At 62.6% G+C, this 16,349-nt stretch carries 15 protein-coding genes; 7 read left to right on the forward strand and 8 right to left on the reverse strand.

Going from position 1 to position 16,349, the window contains the following annotated elements; translation table 11 throughout:
* Nucleotides 1-245: 245 nt before the first annotated feature.
* From fumC to CIT25_RS32940, 3 genes are all read left to right on the forward strand, one after another.
* Nucleotides 246-1,643: a class II fumarate hydratase gene (gene fumC, locus CIT25_RS32930; RefSeq protein WP_095489325.1), complete on the forward strand. Its 1,398-nt coding sequence runs from the start codon at nucleotides 246-248 to the stop codon at nucleotides 1,641-1,643.
* Nucleotides 1,644-1,785: 142 nt separating this feature from the next.
* Nucleotides 1,786-2,208: a DoxX family protein gene (locus CIT25_RS32935; protein WP_095489293.1), complete on the forward strand. Its 423-nt coding sequence runs from the start codon at nucleotides 1,786-1,788 to the stop codon at nucleotides 2,206-2,208.
* Nucleotides 2,209-2,383: 175 nt separating this feature from the next.
* On the forward strand, nucleotides 2,384-2,806 hold the full coding sequence (locus CIT25_RS32940; RefSeq protein ID WP_095489294.1) for a DoxX family protein: 423 nt from the start codon (nucleotides 2,384-2,386) through the stop codon (nucleotides 2,804-2,806).
* A gap of 5 nt (nucleotides 2,807-2,811) precedes the next feature.
* Here the strand turns inward: CIT25_RS32940 and ppx are convergent, their stop codons facing one another.
* The gene (ppx, locus tag CIT25_RS32945; RefSeq protein ID WP_095489295.1) at nucleotides 2,812-4,344 is read right to left on the reverse strand and encodes an exopolyphosphatase; all 1,533 of its coding nucleotides are present in this window, start codon (nucleotides 4,342-4,344) and stop codon (nucleotides 2,812-2,814) included.
* A complete protein-coding gene (locus CIT25_RS32950) occupies nucleotides 4,344-6,545 on the reverse strand; it encodes an RNA degradosome polyphosphate kinase (RefSeq protein ID WP_095489296.1) in 2,202 nt (733 codons plus the stop codon). The genes ppx and CIT25_RS32950 overlap by 1 nt, the downstream gene beginning before the upstream one ends.
* A gap of 319 nt (nucleotides 6,546-6,864) precedes the next feature.
* On the opposite strand from CIT25_RS32950, the gene CIT25_RS32955 reads away from it, so the two are divergent.
* Together CIT25_RS32955 and CIT25_RS32960 are read left to right on the forward strand one after the other, a co-directional pair.
* Nucleotides 6,865-7,110 carry a zinc-finger domain-containing protein gene (locus CIT25_RS32955; RefSeq protein ID WP_095489297.1) on the forward strand — a complete coding sequence of 82 codons (246 nt, stop codon included), beginning with the start codon at nucleotides 6,865-6,867 and terminating at the stop codon, nucleotides 7,108-7,110.
* Nucleotides 7,111-7,126: 16 nt separating this feature from the next.
* Nucleotides 7,127-8,353 (forward strand): FAD-dependent monooxygenase, encoded by a 1,227-nt coding sequence (locus tag CIT25_RS32960; RefSeq protein WP_095489298.1) that lies wholly within the window; start codon nucleotides 7,127-7,129, stop codon nucleotides 8,351-8,353.
* 9 nt (nucleotides 8,354-8,362) lie between these two features.
* Here CIT25_RS32960 and CIT25_RS32965 read toward each other — a convergent pair whose 3' ends face one another.
* The 6 genes from CIT25_RS32965 to CIT25_RS36640 all read right to left on the reverse strand — a co-directional run bounded on the left by CIT25_RS32965 (nucleotide 8,363) and on the right by CIT25_RS36640 (nucleotide 13,766).
* Nucleotides 8,363-9,031 (reverse strand): TIGR02117 family protein, encoded by a 669-nt coding sequence (locus CIT25_RS32965; protein ID WP_095489326.1) that lies wholly within the window; start codon nucleotides 9,029-9,031, stop codon nucleotides 8,363-8,365.
* 121 nt (nucleotides 9,032-9,152) lie between these two features.
* Entirely contained in the window at nucleotides 9,153-9,956 is an 804-nt protein-coding gene (locus CIT25_RS32970) for an amino acid ABC transporter ATP-binding protein (RefSeq protein ID WP_095489299.1), read from the reverse strand.
* Between the two features lie 21 nt (nucleotides 9,957-9,977).
* Nucleotides 9,978-11,135 (reverse strand): amino acid ABC transporter permease, encoded by a 1,158-nt coding sequence (locus tag CIT25_RS32975; RefSeq protein ID WP_095489300.1) that lies wholly within the window; start codon nucleotides 11,133-11,135, stop codon nucleotides 9,978-9,980.
* Between the two features lie 4 nt (nucleotides 11,136-11,139).
* Entirely contained in the window at nucleotides 11,140-12,327 is a 1,188-nt protein-coding gene (locus CIT25_RS32980; RefSeq protein WP_095489301.1) for an amino acid ABC transporter permease, read from the reverse strand.
* A 63-nt stretch (nucleotides 12,328-12,390) separates the two neighbouring features.
* Entirely contained in the window at nucleotides 12,391-13,419 is a 1,029-nt protein-coding gene (locus CIT25_RS32985; RefSeq protein WP_095489302.1) for an amino acid ABC transporter substrate-binding protein, read from the reverse strand.
* A gap of 26 nt (nucleotides 13,420-13,445) precedes the next feature.
* Nucleotides 13,446-13,766, reverse strand: a complete 321-nt coding sequence (locus CIT25_RS36640) for a hypothetical protein (protein WP_158302708.1) — start codon at nucleotides 13,764-13,766, stop codon at nucleotides 13,446-13,448.
* A gap of 95 nt (nucleotides 13,767-13,861) precedes the next feature.
* On the opposite strand from CIT25_RS36640, the gene CIT25_RS32990 reads away from it, so the two are divergent.
* Both CIT25_RS32990 and CIT25_RS32995 read left to right on the forward strand, forming a co-directional pair.
* Complete coding sequence (locus tag CIT25_RS32990; protein ID WP_095489303.1) at nucleotides 13,862-15,031, forward strand: cystathionine beta-lyase; 1,170 nt, start codon at nucleotides 13,862-13,864, stop codon at nucleotides 15,029-15,031.
* A gap of 188 nt (nucleotides 15,032-15,219) precedes the next feature.
* Entirely contained in the window at nucleotides 15,220-16,308 is a 1,089-nt protein-coding gene (locus tag CIT25_RS32995) for an HPP family protein (protein ID WP_095489304.1), read from the forward strand.
* The last annotated feature ends 41 nt before the right edge of the window (nucleotides 16,309-16,349 follow it).

The following is a 16,349-nucleotide window of genomic DNA, read 5'->3' on the forward strand; positions in this document are numbered from 1 at the left end:
CAGTGCACTTTATCCGCGCCGCGCTAGTTCGGATGAGGGTGTTCGAGTGGATCGCCCGCGTTGGAGTTTCTTCCACATACCTCAACCGTCTCGGCGCCAACGCGCCGATCCACCTTCTCGATAGCGAGAGAAGAAAGAAGATTCTCCTTCAACCGATTTGCATCCTTGCCGCCCGCAATCTCCGCTTGAAGCCATTTGTGCAACGCGATACGCCGGTCCCGAATTCGACAGACCGGAGAGACCAAGTGAGCGCGCCAGAGACCAGAACCGAAACCGACACGTTCGGTCCCATCGAGGTCGCCGCCGACCGCTACTGGGGCGCACAGGCGCAGCGTTCGCTGGGAAATTTCAAAATCGGCTGGGAAAAACAGCCAGCGTCGATCGTTCGCGCGCTCGGCATCGTCAAGCGGGCGGCGGCCGAAACCAATATGGAGCTGAAGCGGCTCGATCCGGCTATCGGCAAAGCGATCATCGAAGCCTCTCAGGAAGTCATCGACGGCAAGCTCAACGATCATTTCCCGCTGGTCGTCTGGCAGACCGGCTCGGGCACGCAATCCAACATGAACGCCAACGAGGTGATCTCCAATCGGGCGATCGAACTGCTGGGCGGTGTCATGGGATCCAAGAAACCGGTGCACCCCAACGACCACGTCAATATGAGCCAGTCGTCGAACGATACCTATCCGACGGCCATGCACATCGCCTGCGCCGAGCGCATCGTGCACGACCTGTTGCCGGCGCTCAGGCATTTGCACGCCGCGCTGGAGGCCAAGACCAAAGCTTTTGCCCACATCATCAAGATCGGCCGCACGCATACGCAGGACGCGACGCCCCTCACCCTTGGCCAGGAATTCTCAGGCTATGCCGCGCAGGTCGCCTCATCGATCAAACGCATCGAGATGACGCTGCCCGGCCTGCAGGAACTGGCGCAAGGCGGCACCGCCGTCGGCACCGGTCTCAACGCGCCGGTCGGTTTTGCCGAGAAGGTGGCGGCGCGCATTGCTGACATCACCGGCATCGCCTTCGTCACGGCGCCGAACAAGTTCGAGGCGCTAGCGGCCCATGATTCCATGGTGTTCTCGCATGGCGCCATCAACGCCTGCGCTGGCGCCCTGTTCAAGATTGCCAACGACATTCGTCTGCTCGGCTCCGGCCCGCGCTCCGGCCTTGGTGAACTGTCGCTGCCGGAAAACGAGCCGGGTTCATCGATCATGCCGGGCAAGGTCAACCCCACCCAGTGCGAGGCGTTGACGCAGGTCTGCATCCAGGTGTTCGGCAACAATGCGGCTGTGACCTTCGCCGGCAGTCAGGGCCATTTCGAGCTCAACGTCTACAACCCGCTGATGGCCTATAATTTCCTGCAGTCGGTGCAGCTGCTCGCCGACGCCTCCATCTCCTTCACCGACAATTGCGTTGTGGGCATTGAGGCGCGGGAAGACAACATCAAGGCCGCCCTGGACCGTTCGCTGATGCTGGTGACAGCACTGGCGCCGACCATCGGCTACGACAATGCCGCCAAGATCGCCAAGACCGCGCACAAGAACGGTACAACCTTGCGCGAGGAAGCGCTGGCCACCGGGCTGGTCACCGAAGCCGACTACGACCGCCTGGTGCGGCCGGAGGACATGACGCATCCCGGGTGACGTGACGTCATCCCCGATGATTTTTGCGCTGATCGCAGAAACGTTACTGCTGTGAACGATCTGTAACCAAATCCGCATCTTTGGTGAACAGTCGACCTGCTCTATCTGGATGGCACTACAACCCCTTCCGGAGAGAGTCACCATGTCCACCAACACGTCCGTTGCCGGTTCCGGCACCGTTTCCAACGCCTCGGCCACTATCCTGCTTGGCCGCGTCCTGCTTTCAGTCATCTTCGTGCTTTCCGGTTTCGGCAAGCTTACCGCGATCGCCGGCACCGCAGGCTACTTCGGCAGCATGGGCCTGCCGATGCCGACCGTAACGGCTGTTGTCGTCGGCCTGATCGAGCTGCTCGGCGGTCTCGCCATCCTCATCGGTTTCCAGACCCGGATCACCGCCTGGGTGCTGGCAGTCTTCACTGTCGCCACGGCGCTGGTCGCCCACACCGGCTGGGCCGATCAGATGCAGATGATCAGCTTCATGAAGAACCTGGCGATTTCCGGCGGTTTCCTCGTGCTGGCTTCCTCGGGCGCCGGCGCCTATTCGGTCGACGCCAAGCGCGGCTGACGCAAGCTAGTAGCTGTTGCAGCAAGGGGCGCGGAATTTTCCGCGTCCCTTTTTCGTTGTCGATCTACCAGACTGTCGATTGGCCGGGCCGAGTGGCCTGGCCCGAATTTCCGCTAAGATCGAGGGCGTCGGGGAGGAACAGACCAACCGGCGTGGCCGACATCGGAGGTGACCAATGCCCCGCAATGCGCTGCTTCTGCTTTCCCGTCTTCTGCTTGCCGCCCTGTTCGTTCCGTCCGGCTTCCACGCGCTTACCGACATTACCGGCACATCAGGCTATTTTGCCGGCCTCGGCCTGCCGCTGCCGACGCTCGTGGCCTGGGTGACGGGGCTGTTCGAGCTGGTCGCCGGACTGCTCATCCTCGTCGGCCTCAAGACGCCGATCGTGGCACTCCTGCTTGCCGCCTTCTGCATCGCGGCAGGCTTCATCGGCCATTATGGCCAAGGTGGCGACGATCCGACGCTGGCCTTCATGCATTCACAGATGCTGATGAAGGACATCGCGCTATCCGGCGGTTTTCTGGCGCTGGCGATGGCTGGCGCAGGCGCCTATTCGATCGACGGGCGGGCTTTTAGGATCGGCCCTGAAACGACTTGACCAGACTACTTGGCTGGCATATTGGGGCCGCCCTCGACCGCCAGCACCAGTCGGCGATTGGTGACCCTCGCCAGTTGCGCCAGGCGGCCGGCAGGCCGCTCGCCGTAAAGATCGGCCAGCGACGCCGGCAGCACAAGCGCAAGCACGCCATTGCCGCGATTCTCCCATTTCAGCCGCGGCATGACGCCCGGCATCGCCGCCGTCAGCACGTAGACGACGCGCATCACCGCGGCCAGTGCGCGGGCGCGCTCGAGATAGCGCGGCGTCGCCAGCCCCCGGATTTCCGGAGCGGCATCGTTGAACAAGCCCTCGTGGCGAAACAGGTTGACAAGCGCCAGGAAGGCGCGCCCGGGATGGTCGACGCCGATGAAGGAGGCATGAGCGATGATGTTGAGCGACTGCTTGCCGCGATATTCGGGATGCGCGCGCCAACCGATGTCGGCAAGCAGACAGGCGGCCTGGCGATAGCGCCTCTCGTCGTCGGTCTCGTCGATGCCGAAGGCGGCAAAGGTCTTGCCCGTCCACTCGACAAGCTCATGCGCGTGGGTGACCGAGCGCGAGCGCAGCCGGGCGAGTTCCTCCGAAGCCGAGATCAGCGGATCTGCCTTCTGCTCGGCCTCGCCGAGCAGCGAATAGAGAAAGCCCTCGCGCACGCCCAGCGCCGAGACGATGATCTTGGACGGCTGCATCGCCGCCATGATCTCCTGGAGCACGATGGCGCCATAAGGCAGCAGCGAGCGGCGGTTCTTCGAGACGCCTTCGATACCCTTCACCTTCTCGATCTCACCCTTGGCCACCTGCTTGAGGAAGTTCGCGGCGCTTTCGATGCCGATCTCGTAATGGTGCATGACGCTCAGCGGATAGTTGGTCATTTCCATGTGCAGCCGGGCGAGGTTTCGCCAGGTGCCGCCGACCGCATAGAATGGCCTGCCCCGCCCGCCTTTCAGGAGCTTTGCCTTCGCGAGCTCGTCGCGCGCTATCTTTCCGGCCTGGGCCAGTGAGTTCTTCGCCATGTCCTGCAAGCGCAGGCCGCCCAGCGGCAGCGTGATGCCGTCGCCGATCGTCTCGCCGTCGACGTCCACCAGCTCAAGGCTGCCGCCACCGAGGTCGCCGGCGATGCCGTCAGCCGGATGGAAGCCGGAAATGACGCCAAGCGCGGAATAATGGGCTTCCTGGCGTCCGCTCAGCACCTGGACCTCGGTCTTGAGCACATCTTCGGCGCGGTGGATGAAATCGGGACCGTTGACCGCCTCGCGGGCAGCCGCGGTCGCCAGCACATACATGTGCTCGGCGCCGGCCTGCTCGGACAGCGCACGGAAACGGCGAAACTCCTCCATCGAGCGCGTCACCGCCTCGGGGTCCAGCTTTCCGGTCGACACGATGCCGCGACCGAGGCCAGCCAGCATCTTTTCGTTGAACAGCGTGGTCGGCGAGCGCGCCAGCCCCTCATAGACGACAAGACGGATCGAGTTCGACCCGATGTCGATGATGGACAGCGGTCGGCGGTCCTGAAGCCGGCCCTGGGACGTTGAAATCATCAGCCGGTCGCTGCGCCGTTTTTCTTGCGGCGCTTGAACTGCGCGATGCGCTTGGGCGCATGCGATTTCAGCGCATCACCCCGTCCGGAAAGGCTCGGATTGGTCATGAAATATTCCTGCGCGTTGAACGGTTCCTCGCCCTCCTCAAGCACGGCGCGCCGGGAGGTTCCGTCAGCCAATACGTCGAAACTTTGCTGGTTGTCCATGATGTTGCCCAGCATGATCTGGCCGAGGACTTGTTCATGCACCGTTGGATTGGTGATCGGCACCATGGTTTCAACACGACGGTCAAGATTGCGCGGCATCAAATCGGCCGATGAGATGTAGACGACCGCCCCGTCCGACGGCAGTCCATGGCCGTTGCCGAAACAATAGATGCGGCTGTGTTCGAGGAAGCGGCCGACGATCGACTTGACCCTTATGTTTTCCGACAGGCCCGGCACCTGAGGCCTCAGGCAGCAGATGCCGCGCACGACTAGATCGATCTCGACGCCAGCGCGGCTGGCGTCATAGAGCGCGTCGATGACGATCGGGTCGACCAGCGAATTCATCTTCATCCAGATGCGGGCCGGCCTGCCCTCCAGCGCATGGGCAATCTCGGCCGAAATGTGCTTGAGGATGCGCTTGCGCAGCGTGAAGGGCGAGATGGCCAGCCGCATCTCCTCGGTCGGCTCGGCGTAGCCGGTGATGAAGTTGAACAGCTGGGCGACATCGCGGGCGATCGTCGGATCGGTGGTGAAGAAGGACAAGTCGGTGTAGATGCGCGCGGTGACCGGGTGGTAGTTGCCGGTGCCGAGATGCACGTAGTTGCGCAGCTTGCCGTCCTCGCGCCGCACCACCAGCGACATTTTTGCGTGGGTCTTCAGCTCGAGGAAGCCGAACACGACCTGAACGCCGGCGCGCTCGAGATCGCGGGCCCAGCGGATGTTGGCTTCCTCGTCGAAACGCGCCTTGAGCTCGACCAGCGCCGTCACCGACTTGCCGGCCTCGGCCGCGTCGACCAAGGCGCGCACGATCGGGCTGTCGTTCGAGGTGCGATAGAGCGTCTGCTTGATCGCCACCACTTCCGGATCGGCCATCGCCTGGCGCAGGAACTGCACCACCACATCGAAGGATTCGTAGGGGTGGTGAACGATGATGTCCTTCTCGCGTATAGCAGCGAAACAGTCACCGCCATGCTCGCGGATGCGCTCGGGAAAGCGCGGATTATAGGGCGTGAACTTGAGATCGTCGCGGGCGATGGCGACGATCTCGGAAATCTGGCTGAGCGCCAGCGGACCGGTGAGCACGCTGATGCGGCTCGACGAGACGCCAAGCTCGCCGGCGACGAACTCGCGCAGCTCGGCCGGCATCAGCTTGTCGAATTCGATGCGGATGACCGAGCCGCGGCGGCGGCGCTTCAGCGCCGTCTCGAACAGGCGCACGAGATCCTCGGACTCCTCCTCGACCTCGATGTCACTGTCGCGGATGATGCGGAACGTGCCGGAGCCCTTGACTTCGTAGCCGGGGAACAGCTTGCCGATATAGAGGCCGACCGCCTCTTCCAGTGGAATGAAGCGGACATGACGCTTGCGGTCAGGCAAGCGGATGAAGCGCTTCAGCGCCACCGGCAGACGCAACAGCGCACTCATCTCCTCGCCATTCCTGCGATGGCGCAGTTGCAGGGCCATCGAGAAGCCGAGATTGGGAATGAACGGGAACGGATGCGCCGGATCGATCGAAAGCGGTGTGAGCACCGGGAAGACCTGCTCCTGGAAATGATCCTCGAGCCAGGTCTTCTCGTCCTTGGTCAGCGCATCGCGGCTGATGCTCTCGATGCCTTCCTTGTCGAGCAGCAGCATCAGCGCGGAAAGGCTATTCTGCTGATCCTCCTGCAGACGCTCGACCTCGCGCAGCAGTTGTTCCAGCTGTTGTTCGGGGGTGCGGCCGTCCGGGCTCTTCAGCGTGATGCCTTCGCGAACCTGGCCGGCGAGACCGGCGACGCGGACCATGAAGAACTCGTCGAGATTGGCGGCCGATATCGACAGGAAGCGGACACGCTCGAGCAGCGGATGATTGGCGTTCAGCGACTCCTCAAGGACGCGGCGGTTGAATTGCAGCCAGGAAAACTCGCGGTTGACAAAGCGGTCCGGGTTGCCGCCCTCTGGGCTCGCCACCTCGACAGTGGTGAATTCGCTCTGCACCGGCTTTAGTTCGTTCATGGTTCCTGCTCGTTTCGCACCCGCTGCCCAGAGCGTCACGCGTCGTTCCGGATGCGCAAAGGACGCTCTACCACTTTTAAGCTACGCATGATCCCCAGCGAAACCGAATTCGATTTTCGCGGCCATGCCTTAACCGGCTTAGCTTATCCTGTGACAGGCTTTTACGACAGTTTGATTTCATCGATCTTGCAAAGAGACAGCTTATGATCCAGATGCAATCCAGGTACAGCGCAGCGCGTCCTTTGGACGCGCAAAGGACGCGGTAGAATTTTGATTTTGCGCATGATCCGAGGTCATGCGGCAAATTTAGGAGACGACGATGGCAGCCGGTTCCATTCCCCATTTCCAGAACGATGCGGGCTATGCGGCGATCGACATCGGCGTCAAGGAATTCATGTGCACCGGCGCCAACCCGCCTTTCGACCATCCGCATGTGTTTCTCGACATGGGCGACGACAATGAAAAGGTCTGCCCCTATTGCTCGACGCTTTATCGCTATTCGCCAAAGCTGAAGGCGACGGAAACGCAGCCTGCGGGATGCCTGTATATCGACCAGGCCGCCTGACGCGCACGTCATCCCTATGGACGACACGCGGTCCGGGCAGGTCGTCATCGTCGGAGCCGGCGTCGCCGGACTGACTGCGGCGCTGGCATTTTCCGAGCGCGGCTATCTGGTGCGGCTGTTTGAGCAGGCGCCGCGCCTCGAAGCGGCCGGCGCCGGCATCCAGCTCTCACCCAACGCGACGCGCATCCTTCGCCAGCTCGGCGTGCTCGACCGGCTGTTGCCGGCGGCGGTGCGGCCGGAGGCGGTCGTGCTCAAGGACGCCGCCACGCTGCGCGAGCTGGCGCGGGTGCCGCTTGGCGAAGCAGCCGAAAGGCGCTGGCAGGCGCCCTATCTCGTCGCTCATCGGGCTGATCTGCAAGAGGCGCTGATGGCGCGCCTTGCCGAACAGCCGGACATCAGTCTCGTCACCGGAGCGCGCGTCGGCGGCGTCGCGGCAGGACCACACCATACCACGGCAACAGTCGAGATTGCCGGCAAGACCATCGAAGCCGACGGCTTTCTGCTGATCGGTGCCGACGGCGTCTGGTCGGCGATCCGTGCTTTTGGCGGATTTGCCGCCCAAAGCCGGTTTTCGGGCGAGCTTGCCTGGCGCGCGACGGTCAGCGCAGACAGTGTCGCGGGAGAAGCCGTTGCGACGGTTGGCGCCGCCAATTGCGTGACCGCCTTCCTGCATCCCGGCTTCCACCTCGTCGCCTATCCGGTCAGCAATGGCGCGGCGTTCAATCTGGCCGCCTTCACCAGGGGCGAGATCATCGCCGAGGGCTGGTCGGGCCACGCCGACCCCGAAATCCTCGTCGGCGCCATGCGTGGCACGGCGGCAGCACTGGCCCGGCTTGCCGAGGATGCCGGCCTGTGGACGGCATGGCCGATCCATACTGTCGACCAGGCACAGCCATGGACGACGCCCGCCGGCATCGCGCTGATCGGTGATGCGGCGCATGCGATGACGCCGTTTGCGGCGCAGGGCGCGGCGATGGCGATCGAGGATGCCGCGACCCTTGCCGGCTTTGTCGCCGCCTCGCCCGCCGATCCATGGGGCGCGCTTGCTGCCTGGGAAAAAATGCGGCGGCCGCGCATTGCCAAAGTCGCCCGCCGCGGCGCCGTCAACCGCTTTGCCTGGCACGCTTCCGGGCCGGTGGCGGTCGCGCGCAACCTGTTCCTGAAGCTGCGCTCGCCCGAAAAGCTCGCGGCGGATTTGGACTGGCTCTATGGCTGGCAGGCGCCGGACTCTGGCGGCCAATAGCGCCAGGCATCAATTATAAATCCGCATCGATAGGTCCAGCGTGGCCGGCAGCGGATTCCACCAGCCTGTCCGCAGGCCGGCGATACGCAGAGCAGCCGCGGTCCAGGTGTTGCAGCCGACCAGCGCGTTGAAATGGCCGTTGGCTTCGTAGAAGCGGTCGAACCTGGAATAGGCGGCGTTCTCGATCGGGATCGGGCCGTTCGGCCCTTGCTGGAAACTCGCGGCGATGAAGTCGAGCAACGCCGCAAAACGCTCCTCGCCGACGTCGAAGCCGGCAACGTCGGGGTGCGGCTCGGCAATGTTGCCGGCGACATCGATATGCATCACCGAAGCGTCACGGGTCAGCGCCTTCATCACCGGCATGGCCTTCAGCTCCGACCAGGTCGGCGTCTCCAGATAGAAGGCGCGCCCGCCCCAGCCGAAGACGATGTAGCGGACCTCGGCCATGTCGGCGGGAATGCCGCCATCGACCAGGAAATGGAAGCGCTTGCGCACGTCGTCATCGACCGGAATGGCGATATCGGTGTGGATCGGGTTTTTCAGCACCAGGATGTGCCTGCTGGCGATAGGATCGGCGGCCGCCGCCGGCAAGAGCGGCCGTGGAATGAATGTGCCCAGCACCACGGCGAGCACGATTGCCACCACCAGAATGGCGAGAAAACGCCCGAGCTTTTTCATGAAGGACAGCTTTTTCATGAGCGACGGCCTTGCAATCGGGGCGCGATCGCCGGCTGACAGCTCAGACGCAAAAGAGCCCGGCCGGGTTTCGGCCGGGCTCTTTTGATTTGCGCGAGAGCGATCAGTGCAGGATCTGCGACAGGAACAGTTTTGTGCGCTCGTGGCGTGGATGGTCGAAGAACTCGGCTGGCGTGTTCTGCTCGACGATCTGGCCCTGATCCATGAAGATCACCCGGTTGGCGACCTTGCGGGCAAAGCCCATCTCGTGGGTGACGCAGAGCATGGTCATGCCCTCTTCGGCGAGGCCGACCATCGTCTCCAGCACTTCCTTGATCATTTCCGGATCGAGCGCCGAGGTCGGCTCGTCGAACAGCATGATGCGCGGGTTCATGCACAGCGAGCGGGCGATGGCCACGCGCTGCTGCTGGCCGCCGGAAAGCTGGCCGGGATATTTGTTGGCCTGTTCCGGGATCTTGACGCGCGTGAGGAAGTGCATGGCGATTTCCTCGGCCTGCTTCTTCGGCGTCTTGCGCACCCAGATCGGCGCCAGCGTGCAGTTTTCCAGGATGGTCAAATGCGGGAACAGATTGAAGTGCTGGAACACCATGCCGACCTCGCGGCGCACCTCGTCGATTTTTTTCAGATCGTTGGTCAATTCCTTGCCGTCGACGAAGATTTTGCCCTTCTGGTGCTCTTCCAGCCGGTTGATGCAGCGGATCATCGTCGATTTGCCGGAGCCCGAAGGGCCGCAAATGACGATCCGCTCGCCGCGCATCACCTTCAGGTTGATGTCCTTCAGGACATGGAATTCGCCGTACCATTTGTGCATGGCGATGATGTCGATGGCGACATCGGTGGTGGAAACCTGCATCTTGGCGGCATTGACCTTGATCTCTTCCGCGCTGACTGCATTTTCTGTGGCCATGGAAGGTTCCCTTTTTTGTTCTTAGCGTTTGTAGCTGGTGTCGAGCCGGCGTTCCGTGAACATCGAATAGCGCGACATGCCGAAACAGAACAGCCAAAAGACGAAGGCAGCGAACACCAGGCCGGACCTGGCCGTCTGCGGCGTTGCCCAGTTGGCGTCGGAAAAATTCTGTTTGACGACGCCGAGCAGGTCGAACATCGAGATAATTGAAACCAGGCTGGTATCCTTGAACATGCCGATGAAGGTGTTGACGATGCCCGGAATGACCAACTTCAGCGCCTGCGGCAGCACGATCAGGCCCATCTTCTGCCAGTAGCCGAGGCCGAGCGAATCCGCCCCCTCATACTGGCCCTTGGGGATCGCCTGCAGGCCGCCGCGCACCACTTCGGCCATATAGGCAGCGGCAAACAGCGACACGCCGATCAGTGCCCTGAGAAACTTGTCGAAGCTGACGCCGGCCGGCAGGAACAGCGGCAGCATGACGCTTGCCATGAACAGGACGGTGATCAGCGGGATGCCGCGCACCGTCTCGATGAAGATGACGCACAGCATCTTGACGATCGGCATCTTCGATCGCCGGCCCAGCGCAAGCACGATGCCGAGCGGCAGCGACACGGCAATGCCGACGAAGGACAGGCTGAGCGTAACCAGAAGCCCGCCCCACAGCGAGGTTTCGACATGCGGCAGGCCGAACACGCCGCCAACCAGCAGGATGAAGGCAAAGATCGGCAGCGCGCCGAAGAACAAGATGGCGTTCAGCCCCTTGCGCGGCACCTTCGGGATGAGCAGCGGCACCAGAAATGCCACGAACAGGATGGCGACCAGGATCGGCCGCCAGCGCTCATCGATCGGATAACGGCCGAACATGAACTGGCCGAACTTGGCGTTGACGAAGGCCCAACAGGCTCCGGACCAGCCGTCCGGCTGGATGCCGCCCTGCGCCACCGTGGCGCAAAAGGTGCGGTCCGTGCCGGTCCATTGGGCGTTGATGAAGGCCCAGCTGATCAATTGCGGCAGGATCATCGCGACCAGCACGATGCCGATGATGGTCAAGATCGTGTCGCCGGCCGAAGCAATCAGGTTCTTACGTATCCAGGCGCCCAGGCCGCGCTCGCTTGGCGGCGCCGACTGTGCCAGCGCCATTTCGACGCGGACGAAGGAAAGGTCGTGCTCCTGCATGTCCCTACCTCTCCACCAGCGCCATTCTGGCGTTGACCACGTTCATGATCGCCGACGTCAACAGGCTGAGCGCGAGATAGACCACCATCATGATCAGCACGCACTCGATCGCCTGGCCGGTCTGGTTCAGCACCGTGCCGGTCGTCGCCGTCAGGTCGGGGTAGCCGATGGCGATGGCGAGCGAAGAGTTCTTGGTCAGGTTCAGATACTGGCTGGTCAGCGGCGGAATGACGATGCGCATGGCTTGCGGGATGACGACAAGCCGCAGGATCGATCCCGGGCGAAGCCCGAGCGCGCCGGCCGCCTCGGTCTGACCCTTGCTGACGCCCATGATGCCGGCCCGAACGATTTCGGCGATGAAGGCCGCCGTATAGAAGGACAGCGCCAAATAGAGCGACAGGAACTCCGGCTTGACCTGAAAGCCGCCAGTCAGGTTGAAGGTCGATTGCTTTGGGTAATCGAAGCTCAGCGGGAAGCCGCTCAGCGCGTAGGCCAGCAACGGCAAGCCGGTGATCAAAGCCGCCGATGTCCAGAACACCGGGAATTGCTGGCCGGTCGCCATCTGCCGCTGACGCGCCTTGCGGGCGACGAACCACGCCATGGCAATGCCGAGAAGCAGAGCGACCAGGATCAGCCAGGAGCCTTCGCCCCAGATCGGACGCAAAAAGTAGAAGCCGCGCTGGTTGAGAAAAGAGCCGAATGGCAAATTGATGCTTTCGCGCGGCGGCGGCAGCACCGAAAGCACGCCGGAATACCAGAAGAAGATGACCAGCAGCGGCGGGATGTTGCGGAAGACCTCGACATAGACCATGCAGATCTTGCGGATCAGCCAGTTGTGCGAAAGCCGGCCGATGCCGAGGATGAAGCCAATGATGGTGGCGGTGATTATGCCGGCGCCGGCAACGATGAGCGTGTTGATGAAGCCGACCACAATGGCGCGGCCATAGGTCGAATCCGACGAATAGGCGATGGCGCTGTCACTGATGTCGAAGCCGGCGCGGCCCCTGAGGAAGCCGAAGCCTGATGCAATGCGCAGGCGCGTCAGATTGTCGATGGTGTTTTGGACGATCCACCAGACCAACGCCACCAGCACGATGACGACCACCGCCTGGAAGAATATGCCGCGGACCTTCGGATCATTGATAAAGGAGCCGCGGCTTGGCTCCTCGCGAAGAATTTCCTGCGATGCCATTCGACCATCCCCTGGAAAGAGAAACCGGAAGGCAGGAAAGCTGCCTTCCGGATCACATTTCGATCAGCGGATCGGCGGAGCGTATTGCAGGCCGCCCTTGGTCCACAACGCGTTGATGCCGCGCGCGATCTTCAGCGGGCTGCCCGAACCGACATTGCGTTCGAACATTTCGCCGTAATTGCCAACTGCCTTGACGATGTTGACGACCCAGTCGTTGGAGACGCCGAGATCGGTGCCGATCTTGGTGTCTGCTTCCTGGCCGAGCACGCGCTTGATCTCGGGATTGTCCGAGGCCTTCATCTCCTCGACATTGGCCTTGGTGATGCCGAGTTCCTCTGCCTGCAATAGCGCGAAATAGGTCCATTTGACGATGTGGTACCACTGGTCGTCGCCCTGGCGCACGGCCGGTCCGAGCGGTTCCTTGGAGATGATCTCGGGCAGCACGACGTGGTCGGCGGGTGCGCCGAGCGTCAGGCGGATGCCGTAGAGGCCGGACTGGTCGGTGGTGTAGACGTCGCAACGGCCGGCGTCATAGGCGGCGTTGACCTCTTCCAGCTTTTCGAAGACGACGGGGTTGTACTCCATCTTGTTCGACTTGAAATAGTCGGCAAGGTTGAGCTCGGTCGTGGTGCCGCTCTGCACGCAGACCGCCGCGCCCGAAAGCTGCAGCGCGGAATTCACGCCCGGCAGCTTCTTGGCGTTGATCATGAAGCCCTGGCCGTCATAGTAGGTGACACCGACGAAGTTCAGCCCAAGCGCCGTATCGCGGTTGATGGTCCAGGTGGTGTTGCGCGACAGGATGTCGATCTCGCCTGACTGTAGTGCGGTGAAGCGTTCCTTGGCGCTGAGCGGCGTGAACTTGACCTTGGTGCCATCGCCAAAAACGGCGGCCGCGACAGCGCGGCAGAAATCCGCATCGATGCCTTGCCAGTCGCCCTTGTCATCCGGCGCCGAGAAGCCGGCCAGACCGGTCGAGACGCCACATTGGATGAAGCCCTTGGCCTTGACGTCGTCGAGCGTGGCCGCCGACGCGGCCGAAGCCACCAACCCAAGCGCGGCGGCGCCCAGAATGCCAATTGCAATGTGTTTCATAACCCACAGACCCTTTTCTGTTTTTTTCAGGCGAACCTGACTTTTTTTCGGTGTGAATGCAGCTTCCCGTTCCGGCCCATTCCCGGAACCCCGCATCGCAACCGACGCGCTGCCTCCCATTCACGAACTGCATCGAAGGCGATTATTCCTGTGAGGTCAAGGAAAATGACCGAAACCGAAAGAGTTTGAAAACCATTTGCCGCAAATGCCCGAATTGCAGACAAACGCGCCTGGATATAAGTCAGCAGTGCGAACAAAGCCGGCAAAATCCGGTCAACGCAAATCGGGCTGGGCCTTTTGAAATCCGCCTTCGGAAGGCTGCGCTTTACAGGGTTGTCATGGATCAATTGGCACATCCAAAGACCGCCGCCTGGCGAGCGTCGGGCGGTTGCGCGGCCAATGCCGCCGCACTATGGCTAGCGCTTGATCAGAGGCGAAGCGAATGACAAAAGACGGCAACGAAATGGGCATCAACACGCGGCTTGCCCACTCGGGCAACAATCCGCACGACTATTTCGGCTTCGTCAATCCGCCGGTGGTGCATGCCTCGACCGTGCTCTATCCCAATGCGGCGACGATGGCGGCACGCAGCCAGAAATACACCTACGGCACGCGCGGCACGCCGACCACCGACGCGCTTGCCAGCGCCATCGACGGGCTGGAAGGCTCGGCCGGCACAATTGTGGTGCCGTCTGGCCTGGCGGCAGTGACGGTGCCGCTGCTAGCCTTCCTGTCGGCGGGCGACCATGTCCTGATCGTCGATTCCGTCTATCACCCGACCCGCAATTTCGCCGACACGATGCTGAAGCGCCTGGGCGTTGACGTCGAGTATTACGATCCGCATGCCGGTGCCGGCATAGCGGCGCTGATCAAGTCCAACACCAGGGTCGTGTTCACCGAATCGCCGGCCTCTAACACTTTCGAGGTGCAGGACATACCGGCCATCGCCAGCGCGGCACACGCCGCCGGCGCGATCGTCATGATGGACAATACCTGGGCGACGCCGCTCTACTTCCGCCCGCTCGACCACGGCGTCGACATCTCGATCCATGCGGCGACGAAATATCCGGCCGGCCATTCCGACGTGCTGCTCGGCACCGCGTCGGCCAACAAGGCCTGCTGGAAACAGCTTTGCGAGACCTTCTACACGATGGGCTGCTGCGCCGGGCCGGACGACGTCTATCAGGTGCTGCGCGGCCTGCGCACCATGGGCGTGCGCCTCGACCATCATCAGCGCAGCGCACTTGATATCGCCGGCTGGCTGGAGGGCCAGCCGGGCGTGGGGCGCGTGCTGCATCCAGCGCTTCCCAGCCATCCCGACCATGATCTCTGGAAGCGCGACTTCTGCGGCTCAAGCGGCATTTTTTCGATCGTCCTTGCGGGCGGCGGCCAGAAACAGCAGCATGCCTTCCTCGACGCGCTCAGGATATTCGGCCTCGGCTATTCCTGGGGCGGCTATGAGAGCCTTGCGGTGCCGGTCTTCCTCGGCGACCGCGTCGTCGCCAAGGGCCCTTATGACGGCCCGCTGGTGCGCCTGCAGATTGGGCTCGAGGACGTCGATGACCTCAAGGCCGATCTTGCGCGCGGTCTCGCCGCGGCGAAGGCGGCATAAGCGGGGAACTGCCGCCGCAGCGGCCCTGCATGCGCCGGGTCTCGGCCGCATCAGCAAGATTATTTCCCGAAGCTGTGATTTTCCGGATCGGTTTGGCTTTCAAATCCAACATTCTGGCCTCATTGCGAGGCCATCAGCCGCAAGCGGCACGTCCCAAACCCAGTTTCGCCACCAGAGTTGTCAGTACCATGGCCTTTCGCCTCTTTGTCCCAATACTTGCCGGCGCTACGCTGCGCGAGCGGATCATCGCCTGTATCGGTGCGACGATCGGCATTGCGTTGACCGGCGCGATCAGCGGTCTGGTGCTCGGTAGCGGCCCGCATGTGCCGCTGCTCGTGGCGCCGATGGGTGCCTCGGCCGTGCTTTTGTTCGCGGTGCCGGCGAGCCCGTTGGCGCAACCCTGGTCGATCATTGGCGGCAACACCATATCGGCGCTCGTCGGCGTGCTCGTGGCGTATTTCGTGCATGAGCCCATCCTTGCGATGGGCATTGCGGTGTCATTGGCCATAGCCGCCATGTCGTTCACCCGCTGCCTGCATCCACCAGGTGGGGCTGCCGCCCTGACGGCTGTGATCGGCGGACCGGCCGTCATCGGTGCCGGCTTCCTGTTTCCTTTCGTGCCGGTGGCCTTGAACTCGATCGTGCTCGTCGCGCTCGGATACGGCTTTCACAAGTTGTCGCGACGGACCTATCCACATGTGACGGTGGCCGCGCCAAAAAACAGCCACGGCACCATCGATCCACCCGCTCAGGAGCGTATCGGCTTCCGGCCCGAGGACATCGATGCTGCGCTTGGTACCTTGGAGGAGACATTCGACATCGACCGCAACGATCTCGAACGGCTGCTGCGGCAGGTGGAGTTGCAAGCGATGGTGCGTACGCACCGGACCTTGCTGTGCAGGGACATCATGTCGTGCCATGTAATTTCGGTCGATGAACACGCTCGCGCCGACCAGGCACGTCATTTGCTGCTCGCCCACAACATCCGGACGCTGCCGGTCGTCGATTCGGAGGCCAGGCTTGTTGGCGCCGTCGGACTGCGAGAACTGGCGTGGGCCTCGGATACGGTGAAAAGCGTGACAAAGGCCGTGGCAACCGTCTCGGCGAGCGCGCCTGCCATGGGCCTCCTACCCGTGCTCACCGACGGCCGCAGCCACGCCGTCGTCATCATAGACGACAACAGGCGCATCCTCGGCCTGATCACGCAGACCGATCTGCTGGCCGCAACGGCCCGCACGCAAACTGCAGACAGGCTGCTGGCGGAAGCGGTAGCGTAGTCGCTGCCGGCCGCCGGCTGCCGGAAAATGTCGGGAACCTT

The organism is Mesorhizobium mediterraneum (assembly GCF_002284565.1).
GTDB classification, from domain to species: domain Bacteria; phylum Pseudomonadota; class Alphaproteobacteria; order Rhizobiales; family Rhizobiaceae; genus Mesorhizobium; species Mesorhizobium mediterraneum.

Coding starts and splice junctions, on each gene's coding strand:
- CIT25_RS32980 (WP_095489301.1), bottom strand. CDS start 12,327: ATGGCATCGCAGGAAATTCTTCGCGAGGAGCCAAGCCGCGGCTCCTTT.
- CIT25_RS32995 (WP_095489304.1), top strand. CDS start 15,220: ATGGCCTTTCGCCTCTTTGTCCCAATACTTGCCGGCGCTACGCTGCGC.
- CIT25_RS32965 (WP_095489326.1), bottom strand. CDS start 9,031: ATGAAAAAGCTCGGGCGTTTTCTCGCCATTCTGGTGGTGGCAATCGTG.
- CIT25_RS32970 (WP_095489299.1), bottom strand. CDS start 9,956: ATGGCCACAGAAAATGCAGTCAGCGCGGAAGAGATCAAGGTCAATGCC.
- CIT25_RS32990 (WP_095489303.1), top strand. CDS start 13,862: ATGACAAAAGACGGCAACGAAATGGGCATCAACACGCGGCTTGCCCAC.
- CIT25_RS32955 (WP_095489297.1), top strand. CDS start 6,865: ATGGCAGCCGGTTCCATTCCCCATTTCCAGAACGATGCGGGCTATGCG.
- CIT25_RS32950 (WP_095489296.1), bottom strand. CDS start 6,545: ATGAACGAACTAAAGCCGGTGCAGAGCGAATTCACCACTGTCGAGGTG.
- CIT25_RS32940 (WP_095489294.1), top strand. CDS start 2,384: ATGCCCCGCAATGCGCTGCTTCTGCTTTCCCGTCTTCTGCTTGCCGCC.
- CIT25_RS32960 (WP_095489298.1), top strand. CDS start 7,127: ATGGACGACACGCGGTCCGGGCAGGTCGTCATCGTCGGAGCCGGCGTC.
- CIT25_RS32975 (WP_095489300.1), bottom strand. CDS start 11,135: ATGCAGGAGCACGACCTTTCCTTCGTCCGCGTCGAAATGGCGCTGGCA.
- CIT25_RS32985 (WP_095489302.1), bottom strand. CDS start 13,419: ATGAAACACATTGCAATTGGCATTCTGGGCGCCGCCGCGCTTGGGTTG.
- CIT25_RS32935 (WP_095489293.1), top strand. CDS start 1,786: ATGTCCACCAACACGTCCGTTGCCGGTTCCGGCACCGTTTCCAACGCC.
- ppx (WP_095489295.1), bottom strand. CDS start 4,344: ATGATTTCAACGTCCCAGGGCCGGCTTCAGGACCGCCGACCGCTGTCC.